23 protein-coding genes and 1 pseudogene are annotated in these 24,470 nt (G+C 62.3%); 10 read left to right on the top strand and 14 right to left on the bottom strand.

Annotation, left to right across the window (positions count from 1 at the left end):
• The first annotated feature begins 3 nt into the window (after positions 1–3).
• The 5 genes from EJ066_RS29560 to EJ066_RS29580 all read left to right on the top strand — a co-directional run bounded on the left by EJ066_RS29560 (position 4) and on the right by EJ066_RS29580 (position 5,556).
• On the top strand, positions 4–1,329 hold the full coding sequence (locus tag EJ066_RS29560) for an FAD-dependent oxidoreductase (protein ID WP_126043415.1): 1,326 nt from the start codon (positions 4–6) through the stop codon (positions 1,327–1,329).
• Positions 1,330–1,567: 238 nt separating this feature from the next.
• Entirely contained in the window at positions 1,568–2,041 is a 474-nt protein-coding gene (locus EJ066_RS29565; RefSeq protein ID WP_126043416.1) for a nucleoside deaminase, read from the top strand.
• A 463-nt stretch (positions 2,042–2,504) separates the two neighbouring features.
• Complete coding sequence (locus EJ066_RS29570; RefSeq protein ID WP_126043417.1) at positions 2,505–3,482, top strand: tripartite tricarboxylate transporter substrate-binding protein; 978 nt, start codon at positions 2,505–2,507, stop codon at positions 3,480–3,482.
• 81 nt (positions 3,483–3,563) lie between these two features.
• Positions 3,564–4,037, top strand: a complete 474-nt coding sequence (locus EJ066_RS29575) for a tripartite tricarboxylate transporter TctB family protein (protein WP_126043418.1) — start codon at positions 3,564–3,566, stop codon at positions 4,035–4,037.
• Between the two features lie 10 nt (positions 4,038–4,047).
• Positions 4,048–5,556: a tripartite tricarboxylate transporter permease gene (locus EJ066_RS29580; protein WP_126043419.1), complete on the top strand. Its 1,509-nt coding sequence runs from the start codon at positions 4,048–4,050 to the stop codon at positions 5,554–5,556.
• A 103-nt stretch (positions 5,557–5,659) separates the two neighbouring features.
• On the opposite strand, the gene speB is transcribed toward EJ066_RS29580, so the two are convergent.
• From speB to EJ066_RS29615, 7 genes are all read right to left on the bottom strand, one after another.
• Positions 5,660–6,628 carry an agmatinase gene (speB, locus tag EJ066_RS29585; protein WP_126043420.1) on the bottom strand — a complete coding sequence of 323 codons (969 nt, stop codon included), beginning with the start codon at positions 6,626–6,628 and terminating at the stop codon, positions 5,660–5,662.
• Positions 6,629–6,640: 12 nt separating this feature from the next.
• Positions 6,641–7,411 carry a creatininase gene (locus EJ066_RS29590; RefSeq protein WP_126043421.1) on the bottom strand — a complete coding sequence of 257 codons (771 nt, stop codon included), beginning with the start codon at positions 7,409–7,411 and terminating at the stop codon, positions 6,641–6,643.
• 10 nt (positions 7,412–7,421) lie between these two features.
• Entirely contained in the window at positions 7,422–8,129 is a 708-nt protein-coding gene (locus tag EJ066_RS29595) for an SDR family oxidoreductase (protein WP_245455028.1), read from the bottom strand.
• Positions 8,123–8,878, bottom strand: coding sequence for an SDR family oxidoreductase (locus tag EJ066_RS32295; protein WP_126043423.1), 756 nt, complete (start codon positions 8,876–8,878; stop codon positions 8,123–8,125). Before EJ066_RS32295 ends, EJ066_RS29595 begins: the two co-directional genes overlap by 7 nt.
• Entirely contained in the window at positions 8,875–9,648 is a 774-nt protein-coding gene (locus EJ066_RS29605; protein ID WP_126043424.1) for an ABC transporter ATP-binding protein, read from the bottom strand. The genes EJ066_RS32295 and EJ066_RS29605 overlap by 4 nt, the downstream gene beginning before the upstream one ends.
• 10 nt (positions 9,649–9,658) lie before the next feature.
• Positions 9,659–10,399 carry an ABC transporter permease gene (locus tag EJ066_RS29610; protein ID WP_126043425.1) on the bottom strand — a complete coding sequence of 247 codons (741 nt, stop codon included), beginning with the start codon at positions 10,397–10,399 and terminating at the stop codon, positions 9,659–9,661.
• A 153-nt stretch (positions 10,400–10,552) separates the two neighbouring features.
• On the bottom strand, positions 10,553–11,545 hold the full coding sequence (locus EJ066_RS29615) for an ABC transporter substrate-binding protein (protein WP_126043426.1): 993 nt from the start codon (positions 11,543–11,545) through the stop codon (positions 10,553–10,555).
• 219 nt (positions 11,546–11,764) lie between these two features.
• Between EJ066_RS29615 and EJ066_RS29620 the strand changes: the two genes are divergently transcribed.
• Complete coding sequence (locus tag EJ066_RS29620) at positions 11,765–12,670, top strand: LysR family transcriptional regulator (protein ID WP_126043427.1); 906 nt, start codon at positions 11,765–11,767, stop codon at positions 12,668–12,670.
• Positions 12,671–12,798: 128 nt separating this feature from the next.
• On the opposite strand, the gene EJ066_RS29625 is transcribed toward EJ066_RS29620, so the two are convergent.
• Entirely contained in the window at positions 12,799–13,392 is a 594-nt protein-coding gene (locus EJ066_RS29625) for a DJ-1/PfpI family protein (RefSeq protein ID WP_126043428.1), read from the bottom strand.
• Between the two features lie 177 nt (positions 13,393–13,569).
• The gene (locus EJ066_RS29630; protein ID WP_126043429.1) at positions 13,570–14,271 is read right to left on the bottom strand and encodes a GntR family transcriptional regulator; all 702 of its coding nucleotides are present in this window, start codon (positions 14,269–14,271) and stop codon (positions 13,570–13,572) included.
• Between the two features lie 149 nt (positions 14,272–14,420).
• Here EJ066_RS29630 and EJ066_RS29635 point away from each other — a divergent pair.
• The 3 genes and pseudogenes from EJ066_RS29635 to EJ066_RS29645 all read left to right on the top strand — a co-directional run bounded on the left by EJ066_RS29635 (position 14,421) and on the right by EJ066_RS29645 (position 17,988).
• Positions 14,421–15,646: pseudogene (locus tag EJ066_RS29635) on the top strand (iron-containing alcohol dehydrogenase).
• 18 nt (positions 15,647–15,664) lie between these two features.
• Positions 15,665–17,152 carry an NAD-dependent succinate-semialdehyde dehydrogenase gene (locus EJ066_RS29640; RefSeq protein ID WP_126043430.1) on the top strand — a complete coding sequence of 496 codons (1,488 nt, stop codon included), beginning with the start codon at positions 15,665–15,667 and terminating at the stop codon, positions 17,150–17,152.
• A gap of 11 nt (positions 17,153–17,163) precedes the next feature.
• Positions 17,164–17,988 carry an alpha/beta hydrolase gene (locus tag EJ066_RS29645; protein WP_126043431.1) on the top strand — a complete coding sequence of 275 codons (825 nt, stop codon included), beginning with the start codon at positions 17,164–17,166 and terminating at the stop codon, positions 17,986–17,988.
• Between the two features lie 130 nt (positions 17,989–18,118).
• Here EJ066_RS29645 and ugpC read toward each other — a convergent pair whose 3' ends face one another.
• From ugpC to EJ066_RS29670, 5 genes are all read right to left on the bottom strand, one after another.
• Positions 18,119–19,198, bottom strand: a complete 1,080-nt coding sequence (ugpC, locus tag EJ066_RS29650) for a sn-glycerol-3-phosphate ABC transporter ATP-binding protein UgpC (RefSeq protein ID WP_126043432.1) — start codon at positions 19,196–19,198, stop codon at positions 18,119–18,121.
• A gap of 10 nt (positions 19,199–19,208) precedes the next feature.
• Entirely contained in the window at positions 19,209–20,054 is an 846-nt protein-coding gene (locus tag EJ066_RS29655) for a carbohydrate ABC transporter permease (RefSeq protein WP_126043433.1), read from the bottom strand.
• Between the two features lie 4 nt (positions 20,055–20,058).
• Positions 20,059–20,979 carry a sugar ABC transporter permease gene (locus EJ066_RS29660; RefSeq protein WP_126043434.1) on the bottom strand — a complete coding sequence of 307 codons (921 nt, stop codon included), beginning with the start codon at positions 20,977–20,979 and terminating at the stop codon, positions 20,059–20,061.
• Positions 20,980–21,055: 76 nt separating this feature from the next.
• On the bottom strand, positions 21,056–22,294 hold the full coding sequence (locus tag EJ066_RS29665) for a sugar ABC transporter substrate-binding protein (RefSeq protein WP_126043435.1): 1,239 nt from the start codon (positions 22,292–22,294) through the stop codon (positions 21,056–21,058).
• 125 nt (positions 22,295–22,419) lie between these two features.
• Positions 22,420–23,055: a GntR family transcriptional regulator gene (locus EJ066_RS29670; protein ID WP_126044105.1), complete on the bottom strand. Its 636-nt coding sequence runs from the start codon at positions 23,053–23,055 to the stop codon at positions 22,420–22,422.
• 136 nt (positions 23,056–23,191) lie between these two features.
• On the opposite strand from EJ066_RS29670, the gene EJ066_RS29675 reads away from it, so the two are divergent.
• Positions 23,192–24,337, top strand: a complete 1,146-nt coding sequence (locus tag EJ066_RS29675) for a mandelate racemase/muconate lactonizing enzyme family protein (RefSeq protein ID WP_126043436.1) — start codon at positions 23,192–23,194, stop codon at positions 24,335–24,337.
• The last annotated feature ends 133 nt before the right edge of the window (positions 24,338–24,470 follow it).

A 24,470-nucleotide genomic window follows, 5' to 3' on the forward strand; every position in this document is an offset into this window, starting at 1 on the left:
GGCATGGCAAGGTTTTCGCCGTTTGAAGTCTCACTCTGGTATGCGACCGCGGCGCCGCCGCCAAAAACCGGCGGCCCCCTGAAAGGACGCACGAGGGCGGATGTCTGCGTCGTCGGCGGCGGCTATACAGGATTGACGACCGCGCTCGATCTCGCCCGCGACGGCATAAGCGTGGTTCTGCTGGAAGCCCACGAGATCGGATTCGGCGGCTCGGGACGCAATGCCGGCCACTGTACGCCAACCTTCACGCACTACAGCCTGCCCGAACTGCGCGCCATGTTGGGCGAGCCGTGGGCCGAAAGGCTGATCGCCCGGCAGACAGGAGCCAACAGACAAGTCGCGGAGATGATCAAGCGTTACGGCATCGACTGCGAATGGCAGCAGAACGGCTACGTCATGGGCGCGCTTACGCCAGGCGCCGTTGCCAAGCTCGAGGCGAAGGCGCAGCAATACAACGCGGTTGGCGCCAAGACGCGGGTGCTCGACAGACGGGCTAGCGAGGAGATGACCGGCAGCCCGCGATATTATGGCGGCTGGTTTCATTCCGAGGCTGGCCACCTCAATCCCTTGAGCTACGCCAGAGGACTGGCGCGCGCCGTCATCGAGGAGGGCGGCACGATCCACACCAACTCGCCTGTCCGCGACGTCGTGCGGCAGGACGGCGCCTGGGCCGCACACGCGGGCGAAGGGGTTGTGGTCGCCGACAAGGTCATCTTTGCGACAGGCGCCTACACTGTTGACGGTTGGCCAGGCCTCGACCGGACCTACAAGATCCAGAAGGTGTTCGTCGCCGCGACACAGCCGCTGACGGGCGCCGAACGCCAGACCGTCCTGCCACGCAACACCACCATGCATGATGGCCGCGGCGACATCTTCGTCTACAAGTACAACGCCGAGGGACGGATTGTCGCCTCGATGTTCCCGATGGGCCGGCGCGGCCGGGACATGGCGTTCACACAGCGCCTCATGTCCGACCGCCTGCATTGGCTCCATCCGCAGATCAGCAGCGACCTGAGATGGGAGTATTTCTGGTTCGGCGAACTGGACATGCAGAAGCGGACCATCCCGCGATTCTATGAACTCGCGCCCGGCGTCGTCGCGCTGACTGGCCTGTCCGGCCGTGGCGTGCCAACCGGAAGCATGCTCGGCGGCGTACTCGGCGAGTGGGCGAAGGGCGTCCCCGAAAAAGACCTGTCGCTGAAGCTCGAACCGCTCCGGCGAGCCCCCTTCTTCATGTCGTTCGCTCCGGCCGCCATGTTGCGATATTATCGCGTCTCGGACTGGCTACGGGCACGGGCGAGCGGGGTCCCGCTTCCACCCCACGCCTAGGCTCAGGACTCATTTCTTAGAGCAATTCCAGGAAAAGTGTGAAACGGTTTTCCGTCCGGAATTGCGTCAAAACAAGGAGATAGCGCGGCTCTGCGTTTCCGTGAAACGATGAACCGCTCTAGAACCAGAAGATGACGGCTGCAGCGATGCAGATCACCGATCTTGATCTGATTTGCAGCCCTTGGAAATCCCTCCGATCCGAGGGAAGATCATCCCGCTCTAACTCTTGGGGGTTCGCATGGAAAATCACGAGCCGTTTCTGCGCGAGGCGATTACGCTCTCGAAATCCGCGATGGCAAACGGCGACGAACCGTTTGGCTCGGTACTGGTAAAGGACGGCGAAGTCATCCTGCGCGCCGAAAACAGCGTCTTCACCGGCCACGATATGACAAATCACGCCGAGATGAACCTGGTTAAACTGGCGGCGCAGCACTACGACCCAGCTTTTCTCGCTGACTGCACGCTCTACACCAGCACTGAGCCGTGCGCGATGTGCTCCGGGGCGATCTACTGGTCGGGTATCGGGCGTTTGGTGTTTGCGTGCTCAGAAACGCGGCTTGGCGAGATTGCTGGGATCGGGTTGAATGTGCCTAGCCGGGCGGTGTTGCAGACCGGCGCGCGTGCCGTCACTGTGATTGGCCCGACGAACCTCGAAGACGAAGCCGCCGAAGTCCACCAGGAATTCTGGCCGAAGCATCTGGGCAAGGTTTAGATAAGCGAGCTAATGCATGTCGCCCAAAAGTGCGCAGCGGTTTTGGGATAACGACATGCACAAAACAGAACTTAAAGCGCGTCGCGTGAAGCCCGAACATTCGGGCATTCATCGCGACCGTCCGACAGGTGCTGTCGAGCATGGACTACCTGACTGATCACGCTACCGGCGTGAATTGAGGTCCAGCGGTCGCATGCGGCCCTGGCAGAAAGATCGCGGGTCTCTTCCTATAAAACGGAACGGACCGTTTCGTTTACAGGAAGAGAGTGAATGGAGATATCCGAGCAGCGCCAGGAACTCGGCGAACGTCCTCCGGCTCGATGTCACCTTTTGCACCCATTTGCGTGGACGGTTGCGCATGATCGCAGTTTGCGGTTTGAGTCCGACTGCAATCTGCTAGCTTGCGCTAATTGTTGCTCCACGCCGCGCAACGGTGGAATTCATACCCTAGGAGGAAATCACGATGAGAAGATTTGTCGCCGTTCTGGCTGCCGCCGCGGCCGTTACGTTTTATCCGTTCGCCGCGGGCGCGCAGACCTATCCCGAACGCGCCATCACCGTCGTGGTGCCGTTTTCGGCCGGCGGCCCGACCGACACGGTCACCCGCCTCGTCGCCGAAGCGATGTCGAAGGATCTCGGCCAGCAGGTCATCGTCGAGAATGTCGGCGGCGCCGGCGGCACGCTGGGCGCTGGCCGCGTCGCGAACGCCGAGCCGGACGGCTATACGCTGCTGCTCCATCACATCGGCATGGCGACCAGCGCGACGCTGTACAGGAAGCTCGCATACGACACTCTGAACGCCTTCGAATATGTCGGTCTCGTCACCGAGGTGCCGATGACGATCGTCGGCCGCAAGGATCTCGAGCCGACCGATCTGAAGGGGCTGGTCGACTACGCCAAGGCCAACAAGGATACCATCACCGTCGCCAATGCCGGCATAGGCGCAGCCTCGCATCTGTGCGGCATGCTGTTCATGAGTGCCATCGGCACGCCGCTGGTCACCGTGCCCTACAAGGGCACCGGCCCGGCCATGACCGATCTTCTCGGCGGTCAGGTCGACATCATGTGCGATCAGACGACCAACACCACCAAGCAGATCCAGGGCGGCACGATCAAGGCCTACGCCGTCACCTCGCCGGAACGCCTAGACGTGCTGCCCGATCTGCCGACGACGACGGAAGCTGGCCTTCCCGAGGTGCAGGTCGGCATCTGGCACGGCCTCTACGCGCCCAAGGGCACGCCGGCCGAGGTCACCGAGCGCCTGTCGAAATCGCTTCAGGTCGCGCTTAAGGACCAGAATGTCATCGCCCGCTTCGCCGAACTCGGCACCAAGCCATCGTCCGAGGCAGACGCGACGCCGGCCGCGCTGAAGGCCAAGCTGGAGGGCGAGATCACGCGCTGGAAACCGATCATCGAAGCCGCCGGCCAGTACGCCGACTGAGGTTTTCGGAAACGGGCGCCACCAGCGCCCCGTTTTCGCACTGCAACGGCGTGCCCGCGGCGCGGGCCTGGGAGGAACGTCATGAAACCTTTCGCAATCGACACGACCAACGGCATATGCGCGGTGCTGTTCATCTTTCTCGGCGGATTTTTCGCGCTGCAGTCGCTCGGCCTCGAAATCGGCACCGCCTTCCGCATGGGGCCGGGCTATTTCCCTCTGGTCCTGGCGATCGTGCTCATTCTGCTTGGCGCTGTTATCCTCGTCCAGGCAGTGCGGTTCGAGAGCGAGCCGATCGGCCATATAGCCTGGCGCGGCATGCTGTTCATCCTCCCTGCCCCGATCTTCTTCGGCCTGACCGTGCGCGGCCTGGGCTTCATCCCCTCGATCTTCCTGACGGCGCTGATCGCATCCTTTGCCAGCGGCCGCATGAGGCCATTGACCGCGCTCGTGCTCTCCGTCGGCCTGACGCTGTTTGCGTTCCTCGTCTTCAGCTATGCGCTCGGCCTGCCGTTCCGGCGCTTCGGCCCCTGGCTGGCTCCATGGCTGACATTGTGAGGGGATGAACATGGAACTCCTCGACAACCTCGCGCTCGGCTTTTCGACGGCGACGACCCTCTGGAACCTGCTGTTCTGCCTGATCGGCGTCATTCTCGGCACGCTGATCGGCGTCCTGCCCGGCATCGGTGCCACCGCGACCATCGCCATGCTGTTGCCGATCACCTTCCAGATCGGCGACCCGGTCTCTTCCCTGATCATGCTCGCCGGCATCTATTACGGCGCGCAATATGGCGGCTCGACCACCGCCATCCTCATCAACATGCCCGGCGAATCCTCTTCCGCCGTCACCGCAATCGACGGCTACCAGATGGCCAGGAACGGCCGCGCCGGGGCGGCACTCGCCATCGCGGCCATTGGCTCATTCTTCGCCGGCACGGTGTCGACCTTCCTCGTCGCCATCTTTGCCCCGCCGCTGACGGCGATCGCGCTGCAATTCGGCGCCGCCGAGTATTTTTCGCTGATGATCGTCGGCCTCGTCTCGTCCGTCGCGCTCGCCCACGGCTCGATTGTCAAGGCGCTGGCGATGGTCGTGCTCGGCCTGCTGCTCGGCATTGTCGGCACCGACATCTATACCGGCACGCCGCGCTTCACGCTCGGCATCCGCGAATATGCCGACGGGCTGAATTTCGTCGCGGTGGCGGTCGGCGTCTTCGGCGTCGCCGAGATACTGCGCAACCTCGAAAACGAGCACGAGCGCTCCGTGATGATCCGAAGGGTCTCCGGCCTTATGCCGACCCGCGAGGACTTTCGGCGCATGGCGGCGCCCATCGTGCGCGGAACGATCATCGGTTCGGCGCTCGGCATCCTGCCGGGAGGCGGCGCGATCCTTGCAGCCTTCGCCTCCTACACGGTCGAAAAGCGTGTATCGAAGAACCCGGGGGAATTCGGCAAGGGCGCGATCGAAGGCGTCGCCGGGCCGGAATCGGCCAACAATGCCGGCGCCCAGACCTCCTTCATCCCGATGCTGACGCTCGGCATTCCGGCCAACCCGGTCATGGCGCTGATGATCGGCGCGATGATCATCCAGGGCATCGTGCCCGGCCCCAATGTCGCGATCGAACAGCCGGCGCTGTTTTGGGGCATCATCGCCTCGATGTGGATCGGCAATCTGATGCTGATCGTCTTGAACCTGCCGCTGATCGGGCTTTGGGTGAAGCTCCTGACGATCCCCTATTACGTGCTCTTCCCGATTATCATGGCGTTCTGCTCGATCGGCGTTTACAGCGTCAACACCAACATCTACGACCTCTACGCCGTCGCCTTCTTCGGCTTCCTCGGCTACCTCCTGACCAAGCTGCGCTGCGAACCCGCGCCGCTGCTGCTCGGCTTCGTGCTCGGCCCGCTGCTCGAGGAAAACCTGCGCCGCGCCATGATTCTCTCGCGCGGCGACCCGAGCACCTTCATGACGAGACCGATCAGCGCCGGCCTGCTCGTGATCGCGCTCGCCGTGCTCGCCATCGTCTTCCTGCCCGCGGTCAAGAAGAAGCGCGAAGAGGTGTTTGTGGAGGAGAATTAGCGAAAGTCACGCGGCCGCCTCTCTACTGCGGCGGCCGATGCGGGCCCCGGTTTCCGAATCGAACAGGAAGACGGCGGAGTCCTGGAAGGTGATGCCGATCGGCTCATCCATGTCGAACCCTGCCTGCAGCGACAGACCCGGCAATCACGCACAGCAGCTCGAACATCATCGTCGCCCCCGCAAGCGCCGTCATCCCGCCAAGATCGAACGGCGGTGCCACTTCCACGACATCGGCGCCGACTATGGTCACAGTGTCGAGAAGGCGGACCATTTCCTGCGCTTCGCGGGTGGTGAAGCCGCCAAGCTCGGGGGTGCCGGTGCCGGGCGCCATCGAAGGGTCGATGCAGTCGATGTCGAAGGTCACATAGGTGGGACCGCTGCCGACGATTCCACGTGCCTCTTCCATGACGCTGGCAGCACCTCGCCGGACGAACTCCTCCATGTAGATGATGCGGATGCCCTGAGCGACGGCCCAATCATGCTCGTTGGGCTCGTAGATGGAACCGCGGATGCCGATCTGGACGACACGTTTGGGATCGAGCAGGCCCTCTTCGATGGCCCGCCGGAAAGGTGTGCCATGCGTGTAGGGATTGTCGCCGAAATAGCGGTCGTTGGTGTCGGAATGCGCGTCGAAATGGACCATGCCGACCGGCGCATTGCGCGCGACCGCGCGCAGCACCGGCAGCGTCGTCAGATGATCGCCGCCGGCGGCAAGCGGAATGGCGCCTGCCGCGACAATCGCCGCGATGCCGTCCTCGATGCGCTTCAAGCCGTCCAGGAGGTTGATCGGATTGACCGACAGGTCGCCGACATCGGCAACGTTGGCAATGCTGAAAGGCTCGGTTCCCGAGACGTGATGGGTCCGGCGCATCAGGCTCGACTGGTTCCGGATCTCGCGCGGACCGTGGCGCGCGCCGGCGCGGTTTGTCGTGCCGCCATCCCACGGTATGCCGACGAGTGCGATGTCCAACCCCTCGGCACTTGGCACGGCCGGCAGTCTCATGAAGGTCGAAAGCCCGGCGAAGCGGGGAACGGCGGCGGCGTCGACCGGCTGGAAGAAATTGCTGTTCATGTTGTCGTCACCTCAGGAAAATTCATGTTTGACGATGTCGGCGAGCCGCGTCTCGCAGTCGTCGAGCAGCCACCGGCCCTTTTCCGCCGACGAGCCCTCGGTCAACGACAGCACGCCGGACGGCGGCACGTCCTCGGCCGGCCAGGGATAGCGGTCATAGGGCTTGAATTGCGCCGGACCGTCATGCAGCGCCTTGCCGAGGTCGACGAGCTCCGGGCGCAGCGCCAGCATCATCGACGTCTCGATCACGCTCGCATGCTCCAGTTCGATGCCGGGATAGCCATCGGGGAACACTTTCGCCAGCGTTTCGCCGCGCACCATGTCCCAGTGGTCGACGCGCAGGATCGTCAGGTCCGTCGCGCGTTCGCGGCCGATGGCATCGAGCGCCAGTTCGATGCCTTCGATGGACGGGCCGATATTCTCGTAATGGCCGTTGAGCACGACGATGCGTCGGACCTTCTGGCGATACAGGTCGCAGATCACATCCTTGACCAGAAGCGAGAAAGTCTGTGCCGTGATGTTGATCGTGCCGGGAAAGGCCGGGCCGCCGCCTGACCTGGGCTGCGAGCGATTGCCGTAGGCGATCGTCGGCGCCACCAGGCCGCCGACCTGCGCCGCCACCCTTTCAGCGATGGCGGTCGGGATCACCACATCGACGTTCATCGCCATATGGTGGCCGTGCTGTTCGGTCGCGCCGAGCGGCAGGAAGACGGCAGCGCCGGCGGCGATCCGCTTCTGGGCTTCGGGCCACGGCAGTTCAGCGAGGAAAACGCGGTCTTCCATGATCATCTCCTCAAAGCATCGCCGCGCCGCCATTGGCGCCCAGGCATTGTCCGGTGAAAAAAGTCGCGCCGGGGCCGGCCAGGAACACCACCGCGGCAGCGATTTCATCCGGCCGTCCGATCCGCCCCAGCGGGTGTGTCGTCTCCAGCGCGCGCTGGCTCTCGGTCAGCGCTTCGAAGCCGAGAAGCGGCGTGTCGGTCGGCCCGGGCGCCACGGCGTTGACCAGGATGCGGGGTGCAAGTTCGCGTGCCCAGGAACGGGTAAGGCCGAGCAACGCCGCCTTCGTCGCGCAGTAGACCGAGGCGCCAGACCGGCCGAGATAGGCGAGCTCGGAGGCGATGTTGATGATGCGTCCGCCATCGGGAAGATACGGCAAGACTTCCCGTGCCACGATGATCGCGCCCCGCACATTGACGGCGAACATGCGGTCGACATGGTCGAGCGAGATCTCGCCAAGCGGCGCTTCCTGGAGAATGCCGGCATTGTTGACGAGGATGTCATAGCCACCGATCCGATCCGTGCCCCGCCCGACCGCGGCAATGATCTCGGTCTCGCTGGCGAGGTCGCAGGCAAGAATGGGGATATCGCCCTCGGACACAGCGAGATCCAGCCCGAGAACCGTCGCCCCGGCCTCGCGCAAGGCGTGCGCGGTCGCGCGGCCGATGCCGCTGGCCGCGCCAGTGACCAGCGCGCGTTTTCCGTGGAACGGGCTTACCAAGGCACTTCTCCCCTGTCGACGCCGAGCGACTGCCCGGTGATGTTGGCCGCGAGATCCGACGCCAGGAAGAGATAGGTGCCGGCCATGTCGGCCGGCTCCATCAGACCCGGCAGGGCCTGTGCACCGACGATGCTTTCGAGCAGCGCTGCCTCGCTGACGGCGTCTCTCTCGGCCATGCGGCCGAGTGAGCGCATCGACGCATCCGTGCGCACCCATCCCGGACAGACCGCATTGACGCGGATGCCCCTGCCCCCAAGTTCCTTGGCCCAGGTCTTCGTCAGGCCGATGATGGCGTGCTTCGAGGCGACATAGGCGCCGAACTGCGCCTCGGCGACGCGGCCCCAGATCGATGCAGTGTTGACGATCGAACCGCCGGCCTGCATGCGCGGCAGGGCACGCGCCGTGACGAGGGCCGTGCCGATGATATTGATCTCGATGATGCGCCGGAAGGCGGCTTCGACATCGTCGCCGCTGTCGGTGATCGGCGTCATCAGTTCGAGGCCGGCATTGTTGATGAGCACGTCTATGCGAGCGACAGGTTCGAGCGCCGCCGTGACAGCCGCACGATCGGCAATGTCGGCCTGCGTGCCGCTGGCGCCCAATTCACGCGCCCGTTCATGCACCGCGGTGTCGTTCGCGATCAGATGCAGGCTGGCGCCGGCCTGCGCGAAGCCCTTCGCGATGCCGAGGCCGATGCCACGGCTGGCCCCGGTGATCACGACGAACTTTCCGGAGAAGGACAGGCTCATACGACCGCTCCGGTCTCGTTGCGGATCAGATGCAGGACCTTGTTGCGCAGCTCGAAGAATTTCTGCGTTTCCCGGATCTCCAGTGGCCGTTGCGGACCAAGCTCGGCCGCCACGTCGATGTCGGCCACGACCGTGGCCGGCCGGCGCGAAAACAGGATGATCCGGTCGGCAAGGAATACCGCTTCCTCCACGTCGTGGGTGACGAAGATGATGGTCTTTTCCTCGCGGATCTGGATCTGCCGCAGCTCGACCTGAAGCCGCTCGCGCGTCAGCGCGTCGAGCGCGCCGAAAGGCTCGTCCATCAACAGCACGTCCGAACCAGCTGCGAGCGTGCGCGCTATCGCCACGCGCTGGCGCATGCCGCCCGAAATCCGGTTCGGATAGGAGCCGGCGAAGTCGGCAAGGCCGAACAATTCGAGATAATGGCGCATCCGCTCGACCTTCTCGGCCGCGCCAAGATCCTTCCTGTAGCGCATGCCGAAGGCAATGTTCTTCTCGACGGTCAGCCAGGGAAACGACGAATAGGACTGGAACACCATACCGCGCCGGCGATCCGGCCCGACAATTTCTTCGCCGCCGAGCAGGATCGAACCCGAGCTCGGTTCGTCGAGGCCGCCGACCATCCGCATCAAGGTTGTTTTGCCGCAACCCGATGGGCCGAGGAAGACCACGAGCGAATTGCGGTCGAGGCCAAGATCGGTTTTTCGCACGACATCGACCGGGCCGAAGGACTTGGCCGTATCGAGGAACTGAACGTAGCGGCTCGCCATGACCTGCCCCTCACAGATACCGGAAAAGCCGGCGGTGAAGCAGGCGAAGCAGTTGGTCGGTGACGAGGCCGATCAGCCCGATAACGACGACGCCAGCCATCACTTCGGGCGTTTTGACGAAGCGGCGCGCCGTCCAGATCACGTAGCCGATGCCGGAATCGGCCGCGACGATCTCGGCGATGATCAGATAGGTCCAGCACCAGCCGAGCGTGATCCTGAGATTGTCGATCAGCGTCGGCCCCATCCAGCGCAAGGCGACATCGGTCATCACCTGCCTCGAACTGGCGCCGACGGTGCGGGCGACCTCGACGAACTCCTGCGGCACCCGCCGCATGTCGTCGGCCACCAGAAGCACGAGCTGGAAGAACGTGCCCAGCCAGAGCAGGAAGATCTTGGTCTCCTCGCCGACACCGAACCAGATGATGGACAGCGGCACAAGTGCGGGAACCGGAAGATAGCGGATGAAATCGATCATCGGCTCGAGTGCGGCTCCGACGATCCGGTAGCTGCTCATCATGATGCCGATCGGGATGGCCATGGCCGCGGCGAGCAGGAAGGCGATCCACACACGCGCGGTCGATACCACGACGTGCCAGACGAGGTTCTGCTCGGTCAGCATTGTCCACAAGGCGATGACGACGCGGCTCGGCGAGGGGAGAAATTGCGGCGCGATGACGCCCGCGCGCGCCGCCAGCTCCCAACCCGCGACGATCAGGGCGGCCGCCGCGACGCTGACGGCGGATTCCGCCATCGGCGAAGCCCGGCCGCGGAAAACAAAAAGACTGCTGAACAAGATTGCTATCCCCGGATGGTCGAAACAACGGCCGTCGCTGACGGCTGCCGGCATGGCATGGCCGCCGGCGGGCGCCGGAAAGCGGGCCGCCGGATCTGGTCGATACAGCCGCTACTTAGCCGTTACCTTGTTGATCGCCGAATTGTCGATCTGCTCCGTCGCCACGAGCTTGTTGTCGGCGGCGCCATTCTCCAGGTTGAGGTCCATCACCGTTTCGAAGATACCGTGGAGCGTGCCTTTTTCTCCCGGTTTGCCCATGTAGGCGAGCGATTCGGCGAGCGTCGTGTAGGACAGGCTGGAGTCGACGATCTCGGTCACTTCAGCCGCTGTCAGGCCAAAATGCTTGGAGGCCATGTCGGCGAATTTTTCCGGCTCGGCCTTGAGGAAATCGACCGCCTCGTAGATGCAGCCGAGAAACTTCGCGTACTTGTCCGGGTTCGCCTCGAAGTCGTCGTTGCGGGCGATGATCGCATCGATGATGATGCCGCGATGATCCTTGGACGAGACCAGCATGCGGGCACCCGGACGGGTTGAGGCCTTCAGCGCCTGTGACATGAACGGTTCGTAGGTCGCGATCGCGGCAATCGAATCATCGACGAAAACCGCGCCCGTGTCGGCCGTTGCGATGTCCTTGATCTGGAGATCCTTCAGCGACAGTCCCGCCTGCTTCAGCTCCATCTGGAGCAACAGGCGCGAGGGAATGTTCGGCTCGGCAGCGACGACCTTGCCCTTGAGATCCGCCACCGTCTTGATCTTGTCGTCGGTGATGACGCCGTCGCCACCGACGGATTCGTCGATCGTGCCGATGATGATGCCCGGCGTGGAGGCGTCGCGCGGCCGGCCCTGATATTCGCCGACGGAGCGCATCTGCATCTCGATGTCGCCGCGCGCCATCGCTGCCATGACGTTGGTCAGGTCATCCTCGAACTTGATGCTGACGTCGAGGTCCTTGCCGGCGAAGCAGCCCAGGTCGCCGGCGATGTGGACAGGTGCAAATCCCAGCCACGTCGGAGCAAGGATGCGGATCTGGTCGGCGCTGAAGGCGAACTGCGAACTGGCAAGCACCAGTGCTGCGGACAACGCGATGCGAAGTGACGATTTCATGATTGTTCCCCATTTTTGTTCCGCGCAGGCTCGCGATTTCTAGCATTGATGTAAATGAGTTTATTTAGAATTTTACATCGAATAATGTCGATGTATCGCTAAGCAGGTTCTGCAAAAGTGTCCCACGGTTTTGCGCCCAGAACCTGCGCAAAAGAAAGGAATCTAAGCAGACATTCGTGGGACGCCCCACGAATGTCCGCTTAGTCGAAGGGACAAGGCATGCGCCGTCTGGACAACATCGACATCCGCCTGCTGCGCGTCTTCGTGGCGCTGGCCGATTCAGGCGGCTTCGCCGACGCGCAGATTACCCTCAACCTGTCGCAGCCGACGCTCAGCACGCATCTTGCGGAGCTGGAGAAACGCATCGGCGCCCAGCTCTGCCATCGCGGACGCAAACAATTCCGCCTGACCGAGGTCGGGCAGGCGACCTATGACGCGGCGCAGAAACTGTTTCGCGACCTCGACGATTTCGGGCATCGCATCAGCGCGGCCAGCGGCAGCCTGTCCGGCCGGTTGCGGATCGGCACGTCCGATGGCGTGTTCACAAGCGATGAGCTGGGCATCCAGCATGCCCTCCGACGCTTCATGGGCCCCGATTCCGATGTCTTCATCGACCTTTCGTTGGGCACGCCGTCCGAACTCGAGCAGCAAGTCGCCGATGGCGGCCGCGATATCGTCATCGGGCCTCTGTCGCAGAAAGCGCCCGGCGTCGTTTACCGGGATTACTGCGGCGAGCCGCATTTTCTCTATTGCGGCCGACGGCACCCGCTTTTTGCGGTGCCCGATTCAAGGATCGACCAAAGCGCCATCCACGCTGCGCGGTTTTCAGTGCGCAGCTATCGGTATTTCGACGATCTCTATCTCGTCGGGCATCCCAAGGCCAGCGCATCGGTGATCCACATGGAGGCGCAATTGATGCTGATCCTGTCGGAGAATTTCATCGGCTTCCTGCCGGGTCATTTCGCATCGTCATGGGTCCATGCCGGCGAGTTGCGGGCGATCAAGCCGGGGTCCTATACCTTCAGTTCGCGGCATCTGATCGCTTACCGCAGGGCAGACGAAACACGAAATCTGGTCCAGGCGTTCCTGCAGGAACTGACCAGAGGATCGGAAGCGGGTCCTTGAAAGGGCGGGGATCAAGATAGTGAGCCCGCCGCTGCGACTGGCACAGCGGCGGGCTCGGGAGGCCTCAGACGGTCTGACGATCTGTGGAGCGAACCGATGCATCCCGTGGAATGCATCGGACGATTGGCTCAGTTGTGGCGAATTTCCGTTCCCAGCACCTTCAGGCACTCGCGGATGAACGCGGCAAGTGCGGTCCAGCCCTTTGCCGAGACCATCGTTCCGTCCACATAGGCCTCGGTCGGGGACAGGTCGATATAGGTTCCACCGGCGAGGGTCACCTCCGGCTCGCAGGCAGCCAGCGCACCTACTTTCTTGCCACGCACGACGCCGTCGACCGCGATCAGGATCTGGACGCCATGGCAGATCGTAAAGATCGGCTTCTCGTTTTCGTGGAAATGGCGGACTATCGCCTGCACGCGCTTATCCGTGCGGATGTACTCGGGGCCACGGCCGCCCGCGCAATACACGGCATGATACTGGTCGAGCTGTTTTTCCGCCTCCGAAAAGGTCTTGTTTATCAAAGCATAGTGGCCCGGTTTTTCGGTGTAGGTTTGGTCACCTTCGAAATCGTGAAGCGACGTCTTGATCAGGTCTCCAGCCTTCTTGTCAGGACAGACAACGTGGACGATGTGGCCGACGGCCTCCATCGCCTGCTGATAGACGAAGATCTCGTATTCTTCGGTAAACTCACCGGTCAACATTAGTATTTTCTTGCCTGGCATGGTCGGTTCCTCGTTTTGTGGATGGAAGTCAGCGAGCATTGCGCTCGCCCGGCGGCGCGGGTCTCAGAAAAGGGATCCGGGACGCGGTATTCCCAGGCCTTTGCCTGCGTGATCAACGGTGCGTCCAGCCTGACGGCGCCGCTCCCAATGTGGACGGTGACGGACATCGTGACAGTCTCAGTCGAACGCCAGCAACAAACGATCACGAGAATGCTCGATATGACGGCGCATCGCTTGTTCCGCCGCAGCGGAATCGGAGGCAGCGAAGGCGGCCAGGATGGCCTCATGTTCGTCGAGCGCTTCCTCGGTAACGCGCGCATGGAACATCAGGCGGAAAATGTGGAAGTGCGTATGCTGGAACGCGAGAGTCTCGCGCACGAGATCATTGTTTGCAAATTCCATGATCCTGTCGTGGAAAATGGCGTCCTGCCGCGCAAAGTTGGAGTAACGCAGGCGTTCATCCTTGCCTTCGCGGCGCGCCATGACCCCCGCGGACTCCTGAAGCACCGCAAGTTTCGCCTCATCCATCAATGCGGCTGCTTTGGCCGCCCCATGCGGCTCGAGCATAAGGCGAAGCTCATAGAGCTCGTCAAACCGGCGCTTGGTTATCTGCGGCGCGGCGCGGTAGCCGATCAAATGTGTCTTCAGCACAAGGCCTTCGCCTTCGAGGCGGCCAAGCGCTTCACGGATTGGCGTGTGGGATACATCGAGTTCCTTGACAAGATTGTCGACGGTGATCCGCGAGCCAGGCGCGATCTTCAGCGACATAAGTTGCGCGAAGATCGCTTCGTACACGTCCTCCACCAGGCTGTTGGATCGCTGGATGCGTCCGCCGGCGGGGTCGGCTTCTCGGGCATTGCTTAAGTTCGTGACCTGCATCTTTGCCTCTTGACAGGATCACTGGCTAACACGATGCTCCGCTCAATACAATCCTATATCTTATACGATTTTATAGAGGATACGTTTTTGGGACCGAGCTCAACGAGCTTTCGCTTTCCGCTCCCAACATCATCGATGGGACGCAGAACATGAGCCTTTTCGCTGCCGTAAGGCTGCCGCCTGAAATCCTGTTCGGGAAGGGCCAGCGCCATGTCATTCCAATCGTTGCGGCCAGGCTGGGCCGTCGCGCTCTCGTCTGTACCGACGAGCGCTTTGCCGCCACTGCCGCCTTCGCAGAGATCGTGGTGGCGCTCGAGCGGTCATCAATCGATGTGCTGGTGCACGACCGCGTGCTGCCGGATGTGCCAAGGGACACGGTTGCCGTCTGCGTGAAGGAGGCGCGAGAGTTTGCGCCGGACATGGTGATCGGCATCGGGGGTGGCAGTTGCCTTGACATGGCCAAATGCGCCGCCTTGCTGATCAGCCATGGCGGCAAGCTGCAAGACTACTATGGAGAACTCAAGGTTCCCGGTCCGACGTTGCCATTGATCGCGGTGCCAACAACAGCCGGCACCGGCTCGGAAGTGACCCCTGTCGCGGTGATCTCCGATCCGGATCGCACCTTGAAGGTCGGCATCTCCAGCCCGCATCTGATCGCGACAGCCGCCATCTGCGACCCGGAACTGACGATATCATGTCCCCGGGACTGACGGCAATCGCGGGCGCAGACGCACTGACACATGCGATCGAGGCCTTTACCGCCGTCAGGCGCGGCACTGACCCCGGCCTGCCGCAACAGCATGTCTTCATCGGAAAGAGCGCCCTGACCGACCATTTTGCGCTGCTCGCAATCAAGCTGCTTGGCCGCAGCCTCGAGAAGGCATACCGCGACCCCGCCGACGAGGACGCTCGGGCCGATGTGATGATGGGCGCGCTTGCAGCCGGCTGCGCGTTCGGTACGGCCGGAACGGCGGCGGCGCACGCGGTGCAATATCCGGTCGGCGCCGTTACCCACACCGCCCACGGGCTGGGTGTCGCCACCATGTTGCCGTATGTCATGAAGTACAACCGGGCCGCCGCAGCCGCCGAGATGACCGAGATCGGCCTTGCTCTTGGTCTCGACGGGAGCGGCCGGAGTGCCGGTGAGATGGCCGACGCGACGATCGACGAGATCAGCCGGCTGTTTGGAGCGATCGGGATCACGCCGACGCTGGCCAAGCTCGGGCTTCCCGCCGACAAGCTCGATTGGACGGCCGAACAGGCGCTCGGCATTGACCGTCTCATCAAGAACAATCCGCGTCCATTCGATCTGGCAGCCATGCGGGGCCTGATCCAGGCTGCCTATGATGGCGACCTCGCCACCTACGTCATGTGAGCAATCGAGGAGCGGGCCATGAACATATCTCACCAGGGACTGGGGGACGATCAGGACACTGCCGACTTCCATAGATTCTCCCACGGCTTGTATATTGGCGGCCAGTGGAGGCAATCCGCCGACGGCAGGGAAATCCAGGTCGTGGACCCTTCCACGGAGGCGGTGATCGCAGCCGTTCCCGATGCGACGATCGAGGATGCCGCGGCCGCGGTGGAGGCTGCGGCCAAGGCCGCCGATGGCTGGCGCACAACGGCGCCCCGCAAGCGTTCTGAAATCCTCAGACGCTGCTTTGAACTGATGATGCAACGTTCCGAGACGCTGGCAACCCTGATCTCGCTGGAAAACGGCAAGGCACTCCGGGACGCGCGTGGCGAGATCGCCTATGCTGCGGAGTTCTTTCGCTGGAATGCCGAGGAAGCCGTTCGCATCACCGGTGAATTCGGGATTGCGCCTTCCGGCACCAACCGGATCGTGGTCGACTACGAGCCGATCGGCATCTGCGTCCTTGTCACACCCTGGAACTTCCCTGCCGCCATGGCGACGCGCAAGATCGCGCCCGCCTTGGCTGCCGGGTGCACGGTGATTTTGAAGCCAGCCAGCGAGACCCCGCTCACGGCCTACGCGCTTGCCGCGCTCTACCAGGAAGCCGGCGTTCCGCCAGGTGTGGTGAACGTCCTGACAACCTCCAATCCCGGCCCTGTGACGGCCGCGATGCTGGCCGATCCGCGGGTGCGGAAACTCTCCTTTACCGGCTCGACGGGTGTCGGGCGCGTTCTGCTGGCCGAGGCTGCAAAGCACGTGGTTTCGTGTTCGATGGAACTTGGCGGCAACGCGCCATTCCTTGTGTTTGATGACGCGGACCTTGACGCGGCGGTCGATGGGGCGATGGTGGCGAAGATGCGCAACGCCGGCGAAGCCTGCACGGCTGCAAACCGCATCTATGTCCAGTCCGGCGTTTACGATGCCTTTGGCGAAAAGCTCGCCAGGCGGATGTCGGCACTCAAGATCGGCGCTGGTACGGACGCGGCCACGGAGTGCGGGCCGATGATCACCAGGAAGGCAGTCGACAAGATCGACCGTCTGGTCAACGATGCTGTCGCCCGTGGCGCGCGGGTGCTGTGCGGGGGCAAGGCAGGCTCGGGACCGGGATTCTACTATCCACCGACCGTGCTCTGCGGCGTCCCGGCCGAGGCGGAGATGGCGCACGAAGAAATTTTTGGGCCGGTGGCGCCGATCTCGAGATTCGAAACGGAAGCCGACGTCATCGCGCGCGCCAACGACACCGAATACGGTCTTGCCGCCTACATCTACACGCGCGATCTTGCGCGTGGGATGCGGGTGGCATCCAAGATCGAAGCCGGGATGATCGCTCTCAACCGCGGCTTGATGTCCGATCCGGCAGCACCCTTCGGCGGGGTAAAGCAGAGCGGCCTCGGCCGCGAAGGCGGCCAGCATCACGGCATTGCCGAGTTCATGGAGGCGAAATACCTCGCCGTCAGCATTTGAGCGGAGGAAGCGTGCAAGGCGATCCATTTCGCATCCGCGACCACGTCGCGGATTTTGACAAAATCGTGCAGGACATCGTTCACCGCAGCGAGGCCGTTCGCGCAACCATTCCAATGACTGCGGACGTTGCCTATGGGCCGGATCAGACCGAAACCATCGACCTGTTCTTTCCCTCGGGCAGAAGAAGCGGCCTGCCGGTGCACATGTTTATCCATGGCGGCTACTGGAGGATGTTCTCCAAGCGCGACTACTCATACGTCGCAACGACGATTACCCAGGCCGGTGCCATTGCCGTCATCGTCGACTATGCTCTGATGCCCAAGGTCAGAATGGCGACGATCGTCGACCAGGTGCGCCGCGCCAAGCAGTGGGTTCTGGCCCAGATCGCCGACCACGGCGGAGACCCGGCGGAACTGACTGTCAGCGGTCATTCGGCGGGAGCACATCTCTCAACGTTTCTGTTCAACAGCGAGCATACCCCCTCGAATGTGCGGGCAGCTCTTCTGCTCGGCGGGCTCTACGATTTGAAACCGCTCCAGAACTCCTTTCTCGCCAACGAGATTGGAATCACCGACGAGGAAGTCGCCTTGTTTACACCGCTTGCCTATCGGCATGATCCTCAAACCAGAGCGACGGTTCTGGTCGGAGCCAATGAGACGCCGCCTTTCCATCAGCAAGCAGATCGATTCAAAGAGAACCTGCTGCAGCGGGGTTCGCCGGTAAATTCGCTTGTTCTCACGAACCGCAACCACATGGACAGTGTCAGAGATCTCGGCCTGCCTGGGAGCCAGGCGGGTGATTGCCTGACGAAACTGATTGCAAACAACCGCCGCTGACCCTCCCAGCAGACATGTCAACCATCACCCATGGCGGCTTAACCGCAATGCCGTCTGCATCCATCCGGGCACGGGCGAGTCTCCGGGAGAACATCCCGGAACTCTGAGCCATTCCGTATGAACTCTTGGGTTAAATATCGATGCGCTGCTCGGTGTTCGGGTCGAACAGGTTGACGCTCGCCGGATCGACGGCAAGAAAGATTGCCTCGTTTCGTTGGCCGGCAAACCTCGGCGGCACGCGCGCCGTGACCGAGCGATCGCCAACCTGCACTGTCACCATCGTTTCGGGTCCGGTAGGCTCCACCACATCGATCACGCCCGTTACCGAAGCTTGATCGCGCTCAGCCACCTTCAGTTCCTCGGGCCGCATGCCCAGGATCACCGGGCGCTCGGAGATTTCCGCCGGTTTGCTGGCCAGCATCGCGATCGATACCCCGCTCGCTTCGAAACGGACACCGTCCGCGTCCCGGACCAATTGTCCAGGAAGGAAGTTCATTGCCGGAGACCCTATGAAACTTGCCACGAACATGTTGGCGGGCCGTTCATAGACAGTGCGCGGATCGGCCAATTGCTGAATGTGGCCGCCCTTCATCACCGCCACCTTGGTGCCCAGCGTCATTGCCTCGATCTGATCATGCGTGACATAGACGATGCTCGTGCCGAGACGCTCGTGCAGGCGCTTGATCTCCGTGCGCATTTCGACACGAAGCTTGGCATCCAGATTGGACAGCGGCTCGTCGAAGAGGAACAGCTCCGGGTCGCGCACGATCGCCCGGCCCATCGCTACGCGCTGCCGCTGTCCGCCCGACAGGTTCGCGGGGCGCCGGTCGAGCAGATGCGAGATTTGCAGCAGGCGCGCGGCATCCTCGACGGCACGCTTGCGTTTGTCGGCGTCCACGCCACGCATTTCCAGCCCGAAGCCGATGTTTCTCGCGACCGACATGGTTGGGTACAGCGCGTAGGATTGGAACACCATGGCGATATTGCGGTCCTTGGGTGCAAGGTCCACGACCGAGCGTCCGCCGATCAGGATATCACCGCCGGACGTGTCGTCGAGGCCGGCAATCATGTTGAGCAAGGTCGACTTGCCGCATCCGGACGGCCCGAGCAGAACCAGGAAACCTCCGTCCTCGAGCTCGATGTCGACGCCGTGAAGAACCTGGACCGAGCCGTAGGCCTTGCGCACGTCCTTGATGGAAAGTGTCGCCATGTGAGCACTCCTAACCTTTGACGGCGCCTGCGGTCAGCCCCTGAACCATGGTTCGCTGGACGATAGCGAAGAGAACGATGACCGGGATGATGCTGAGGATGCCGCCTGCAGCCAGAACGCCCCAAGGAAGCTGGAACTCGCCGACCATCAGTTGCAGGCCCACGGGCCAGGTGCGAGACCCCTGCCCCGTCGTGAGCATCAGGGCGAACAGAAACTCGTTCCAGGCAGCGATCGCAATGAACACGGAACTTGCAACCAGGCCGTTCCGCGCAAGCGGCACGACGATACGGACCATGGCGCCAAGCCTTGTCGAACCGTCGATTCGTGCCGCACTCTCGAGTTCCCTGGGTGCTGAATCGAAGAAGCCTTTGAGCATCCATACGAACAGCGGCAGCAGGAAACTCGTATAGGCAAGCGCAAGGCCGAAACGGCTGTCTACGAGTCCGACGCCGCGCATCACGACATAAAGGGGAATGATCACCATGACCGCCGGGAACATGCGAACGACAAGATAGCCGAGCATGAGCCGGTCCCGGCCGCGAAACGCGAAGCGCGAAAATGCATAGGCGGCCAACGTCCCTGTGACGACGCAGATCGTCACCGTCAGCAAGGTGACGACGAGGCTGTTGCCGATAAGCAGGGGAAAGCCGGACTGCGTCCAGATGGCGACATAATTGTCGAAGGTGATGCGGCTCGGTATGTACTGCATCGTCTGGGTGACGATATCGGCCTCATATTTGAGCGATGTCAGGAACATCCAGATCATCGGGCCGATGCAGAATGCCGAGAGGCTCACAAGCACGGTGTAGGTGGCGATGTTCGCGATCAACCGCCGGTGACGCTTGCTTTCGATCATCGCTCTATTCCTTGGTAATCCTGGACATGCGGAGGTAGGCGACCGCGAAGATCATCAGGATGACGAACATCACCACCGACAGGGCGGATGCGTAGCCGAAGTTGAATTCCTTGTAGGCGGTCTGGAAGGCGTACAGCGATAGCACCTGCGTGGCATCTCCCGGCCCGCCGCCGGTGAGAATGAGGAGCAGATCCGGCGAGTTGACCAGACTGATGACACGCAGGATCACTGCCGCCGCGATGACGGTCTTGAGCATCGGCAGGGTGATCAGCCTGAGCTGTGCCGCCACGCCCGCGCCATCCACCGCGGCCGCCTTATAGAGGTCCTCGGGAATACTCTTCAGACCCGCAAGCAGCAGCAGCGCGAAGAATGGAAACCCGTGCCAGGCCTCGACCAGAATGGTCGCCGCAAGGGCGGCATTGGGGTCAGCAAACCATGCCTTGTAGGACTGCAGGACGCCCATACGGACCAGAATGTCGTTGATGACGCCAAGCCGCGGATCGAGCAGCAAGGCCCACATATGGCCCGCTACGACGTTGGGCAGGAAATAGGGAAGCAGGATGAGCACGGCGAAGATCTTCGTGCCCGGCAGATCCCTGTTGAGCGCTGTCGCGGTGAGAAGGCCAAGCGCCAGTTCCAGCACGACCGCGGCGGTCACCCACACGACCGTGTTCTTCAGCGCAATCCAGAAGACCGGGTCGGACCACATCGCCGCATAGTGTTTGAAGCCAACCCAACCATCGAGCCCGGGACGCGTCAGACGCATCTCGCGAAAGCTGATGGCCATGCCGTAAAGGGTCGGATAAGCGATCACAAGAAGGATGAGGACGAGGCTCGGCAGGAGCAGCAAATACATCCAGTATCGGGTCTCGGACAGTTCGCCGAGAGCCCGCAAAGGCAGGTATCCGCTCGCGCTTGAAGTCATGGATCTCCGGCGCGAAAGCACCGTCCCGTTGCGTGATAGGCGCGGCTGCACGCCTGAGCCGCCGTACCGGAATATGTCAGCGAAGGGCAGCTTCGAGACCTTGGGTCATGCGGTCCACAGCCTGTTCCGGCGTCGACTGGCCCGTCAGCACCGACTGGAAAGCGGGATTGACGACATTCTCGGACCAGCCCGCGGCACCGACGAAATTGTTCGGCAGGCGTCCGAAGTCGAGCGTTTCCACCGCCGCGCCGTAGATTGGATTCCCGGTGATCCGCTGATCCTGCAACGCAGCGGTGGAGGCCGGAAAATAGCCGGTCCCCTCGAGCAGGGCTATGGCAGCGTCCGTCTGACCCCAGAAACTCACCCACTGCCAGGCAGCCTCGATATTGTCTTCCTTCATGATGCCGTTGCCGGCGTAGGCGACGCGGGCGATATGCGCCTTGGGACCGGCCGGCATGGGTGCGGTCGAGAACTGTTCGCCCTGCTTCATCGCGCCGGAGATTTCGTTCAGCGAACCGGTGTGGTGCCACAGCATTGCCGTCTGTCCGGTGCGAAACGCCTCCATGATCTGGCGGTAGCTGTCGTTTGGCGCGCTCGGCGGCACGACCTTTTCCCTCAGGAAGAGATCGGAATAGAACGTCACCGCCTCGATCGCCGCGGCCCTGTCGATGGCTGGCTGCCCGTCCTTGACGATCGGCGAGCCGAACGCCTCCATGACGTCGATGACATATTTGAACCCACCGGCGCCGGCCCGCATGCCAAAGGCAAACCTGCCCTTCGAAGGATCGGTCAGCTTGCGGCAGGCCTCCAGGAATTCGTCGAAGGTCTTGGGCGGCCCTGCCAGCCCGGCGTCCTCGAAATAGTCGGCGCGGTAGTACATCCAGTCGACGAAGGCGAAGGCGGGAACGGCATAGATCGCGCCGTCGCTGGAAAGCCCGGTCCAGCGGCTGTCGGGAAAATTCGCCTTGCCGGCCCAGCCGTTCACGCGGTCGGTAAGGTCGATCAATCCCTCCATCGCGGTAAGATCGGCGAATCGCTCGGCGATCACCATGGCGGTATCCGGACGCCCGCCGGCCAGCACCGCCGAAGAAACCTTGGCCATATATTCCGAGTTCGGGATGTTTTCCTGCGTTACAGCCGCATCCGCATTCGCCGCCTGGAACATCCCGATGACTTTGAGCAAGGACGCCATTTCCGACTGACTGGTAAAATGGTGCCAGTAGCTGATGGCGCTCGCAGCCCGGGCACCGCCGACGTGCCCCGCCATCGCAAGGGCCGCGGAGCCGATGAGAAACTGCCTCTTGTTCAACTGCATGCGACCTCCTCCAAGATATCAGACCAGCACACTGATCGATCAGTGGAGGCTTGGGTAACATCATTTCCCAAGCCGCGCAACCGCGCTTGAGAGCAAGTGGCAAACGAAGCGCGCGACTTGACGTGTCAGACGAGACCGAGGTTCCGCTGCACGGCCGCTTGGAAATGCGCCTGCAGCATTGCTTCAGCGCTGTCGGCATTCCTGGTGCTGCAAGCCTCGAGGATGTCGAGATGTTCCTTGAGTGTCCGGATCATGATAGGCGAGGTGAGCTTGCTGTCGAGCCGCAACAGACGCAGATAGTTGTGCATGCGCCGATAGGTGCTATCGATCAGCGGATTGCGCAGCGCGCCGATGATTGCGCCGTGAAGTTCTCCCTCCAGCGCATCCATCTCCTCCAGTTGCTCTTTCCCGACTCCCTCTCGCTCTACCCGTCGAATCAGGCGGGAATGCCGCATTTCCAAGGCATTCATGACGGTCTCGTCGCCTTGCTCGGCAAAGACGCGTATTGCCGAACGCTCTATGATGGAGCGGAACTGGTAGGTTGCGCGCGTAAGCTCCAGGCCGGGTCTTACGAACTGGATTCCCGAGCGCGGGTGAATGGTGAGAATTCCCTCGGCTTCGAGCACGCGCAGAGCGTCGCGAAGCGGAGCGACGGGCACGTCGACGATCGCGGACAGCTCGTTCTGCGAGACGAAAGCCCCGACCGGAACGCGCCTGTCGAACAAGCCCTCCAGGATTCGCTCATAGGCAACATCGCTCATGCGGGTGGCCGCCACCAGGGTGTGATGAGAGACGGATTTTGCTTTGCCCGCCACTTGCGGCACCCCCTTTGGTTCGATACTAAGGCATTATCTGATAGATCAGTATACACTATTAAACGATCAGAAGGTCATTGTGATGAGCCTTTCGCATTTTCGTATAACCCGATTTCAGTTCGCCCGCGACCGGGTAATCGGGGACAGTCAGGTTCGCGCGGACGATGTCAACATTGCCGCTCTGGAACTCGTTTCGGAAACTGGTGAGGTCGGACTGGGCTTCGTCCAGACGCTCTTCACTCCCCTGCCCGACCAGACGGAGATCGAGACCGTTTTCGAGAACGAGGTTTGGCCGGCGCTGAAAGGACACAAGGCGATCGCGCTGGTTCACCGTGTGAACCGCCCGCGCGGCGGCAACCAGCGGGCCTACTCCCTGCCTTTTCACGAGGCCGTTCAGGTGGCGCTTTGGGACCTTGCGGCAAAAGAGGCCGGCCTGCCCCTTCATGTCCTGCTTGGCAGTCGCCGCAATCGCGTGGGTGCTTACGCCAGCGGTCTCGATTTCCACCTCGACGACGAGGCCTTCGTCTCGTTGTTCTCCCACGCGGCGTCGCTCGGCTACTCCGCTTTCAAGATCAAGGTCGGCCATCCGGACTTCGACCGCGATCTGCGGCGCCTGGCGCTGTTGAAGACCTGCGTGCCGGCAGGGTCGAAAATCATGATCGATCCGAACGAGGCGTGGACTTCGAAGGAAGCGCTGGTGAAATTGGTGGCGATCCGCGATGCCGGCCACGACCTTCTGTGGGTCGAGGATCCGATCCTGAGGCACGACTACGAAGGGCTGAGAACGCTCAGGCACGCAGTGACATGGACCCAGATCAACAGCGGGGAGTATCTGGATCTCGAGGGCAAGCGGCTTCTTCTGGAAGCCCACGCAGCCGACGTCCTGAATGTCCACGGCCAGGTAACCGATGTCATGCGCATCGGTTGGCTAGCCGCCGAGCTCGGGATTCCGGTCAGCATCGGCAACACCTTTCTGGAGGTCGGCGTGCATATGGCGGCCGCCCTCCCTGAAGTCGAGTGGTTGGAATACTCATTCCAGAACTTCGACCATCTGGTGGACCAGCCCATCGAAATCCGGAACGGTTACGCCTATGCGCCCGACCGGCCGGGCCATGGACTGGTACTATCCGAAAAAGCACGCACCGAATGGATAAGACCAAAGCGTCTGGCACGGTCGGAACTGGGTGCCCCGCCCGAAAACCCGCGTCTTCCCGGAAAATCACGATGAGAGATCGGTCATATCGGCTGCGCTATGTATGGCCGCAACGCCTCAGAGACTGTTTGGAACTCGATCAGGCCGCGGCGAAAATGGTGTTTTCCGAGCACCGGCCTATGCCGGCCGTAGCCTTCATCTGGCGGAG

The sequence above is a fragment of the Mesorhizobium sp. M9A.F.Ca.ET.002.03.1.2 genome, assembly GCF_003952365.1.
In the GTDB taxonomy this organism is placed as follows: Bacteria; Pseudomonadota; Alphaproteobacteria; order Rhizobiales; family Rhizobiaceae; genus Mesorhizobium.

Excerpts from the sequence above, each read along its gene's own strand:
- EJ066_RS29660 (WP_126043434.1), bottom strand. The coding sequence starts at position 20,979 with ATGACTTCAAGCGCGAGCGGATACCTGCCTTTGCGGGCTCTCGGCGAA.
- EJ066_RS29615 (WP_126043426.1), bottom strand. The coding sequence starts at position 11,545 with ATGAAATCGTCACTTCGCATCGCGTTGTCCGCAGCACTGGTGCTTGCC.
- ugpC (WP_126043432.1), bottom strand. The coding sequence starts at position 19,198 with ATGGCGACACTTTCCATCAAGGACGTGCGCAAGGCCTACGGCTCGGTC.
- EJ066_RS29620 (WP_126043427.1), top strand. The coding sequence starts at position 11,765 with ATGCGCCGTCTGGACAACATCGACATCCGCCTGCTGCGCGTCTTCGTG.
- speB (WP_126043420.1), bottom strand. The coding sequence starts at position 6,628 with ATGAACAGCAATTTCTTCCAGCCGGTCGACGCCGCCGCCGTTCCCCGC.
- EJ066_RS29605 (WP_126043424.1), bottom strand. The coding sequence starts at position 9,648 with ATGGCGAGCCGCTACGTTCAGTTCCTCGATACGGCCAAGTCCTTCGGC.
- EJ066_RS29570 (WP_126043417.1), top strand. The coding sequence starts at position 2,505 with ATGAGAAGATTTGTCGCCGTTCTGGCTGCCGCCGCGGCCGTTACGTTT.
- EJ066_RS29610 (WP_126043425.1), bottom strand. The coding sequence starts at position 10,399 with ATGGCGGAATCCGCCGTCAGCGTCGCGGCGGCCGCCCTGATCGTCGCG.
- EJ066_RS29580 (WP_126043419.1), top strand. The coding sequence starts at position 4,048 with ATGGAACTCCTCGACAACCTCGCGCTCGGCTTTTCGACGGCGACGACC.
- EJ066_RS29565 (WP_126043416.1), top strand. The coding sequence starts at position 1,568 with ATGGAAAATCACGAGCCGTTTCTGCGCGAGGCGATTACGCTCTCGAAA.
- EJ066_RS29675 (WP_126043436.1), top strand. The coding sequence starts at position 23,192 with ATGAGCCTTTCGCATTTTCGTATAACCCGATTTCAGTTCGCCCGCGAC.
- EJ066_RS29625 (WP_126043428.1), bottom strand. The coding sequence starts at position 13,392 with ATGCCAGGCAAGAAAATACTAATGTTGACCGGTGAGTTTACCGAAGAA.
- EJ066_RS29640 (WP_126043430.1), top strand. The coding sequence starts at position 15,665 with ATGAACATATCTCACCAGGGACTGGGGGACGATCAGGACACTGCCGAC.
- EJ066_RS29630 (WP_126043429.1), bottom strand. The coding sequence starts at position 14,271 with ATGCAGGTCACGAACTTAAGCAATGCCCGAGAAGCCGACCCCGCCGGC.
- EJ066_RS29665 (WP_126043435.1), bottom strand. The coding sequence starts at position 22,294 with ATGCAGTTGAACAAGAGGCAGTTTCTCATCGGCTCCGCGGCCCTTGCG.
- EJ066_RS29575 (WP_126043418.1), top strand. The coding sequence starts at position 3,564 with ATGAAACCTTTCGCAATCGACACGACCAACGGCATATGCGCGGTGCTG.
- EJ066_RS29590 (WP_126043421.1), bottom strand. The coding sequence starts at position 7,411 with ATGGAAGACCGCGTTTTCCTCGCTGAACTGCCGTGGCCCGAAGCCCAG.
- EJ066_RS29670 (WP_126044105.1), bottom strand. The coding sequence starts at position 23,055 with ATGAGCGATGTTGCCTATGAGCGAATCCTGGAGGGCTTGTTCGACAGG.
- EJ066_RS32295 (WP_126043423.1), bottom strand. The coding sequence starts at position 8,878 with ATGAGCCTGTCCTTCTCCGGAAAGTTCGTCGTGATCACCGGGGCCAGC.
- EJ066_RS29655 (WP_126043433.1), bottom strand. The coding sequence starts at position 20,054 with ATGATCGAAAGCAAGCGTCACCGGCGGTTGATCGCGAACATCGCCACC.
- EJ066_RS29560 (WP_126043415.1), top strand. The coding sequence starts at position 4 with ATGGCAAGGTTTTCGCCGTTTGAAGTCTCACTCTGGTATGCGACCGCG.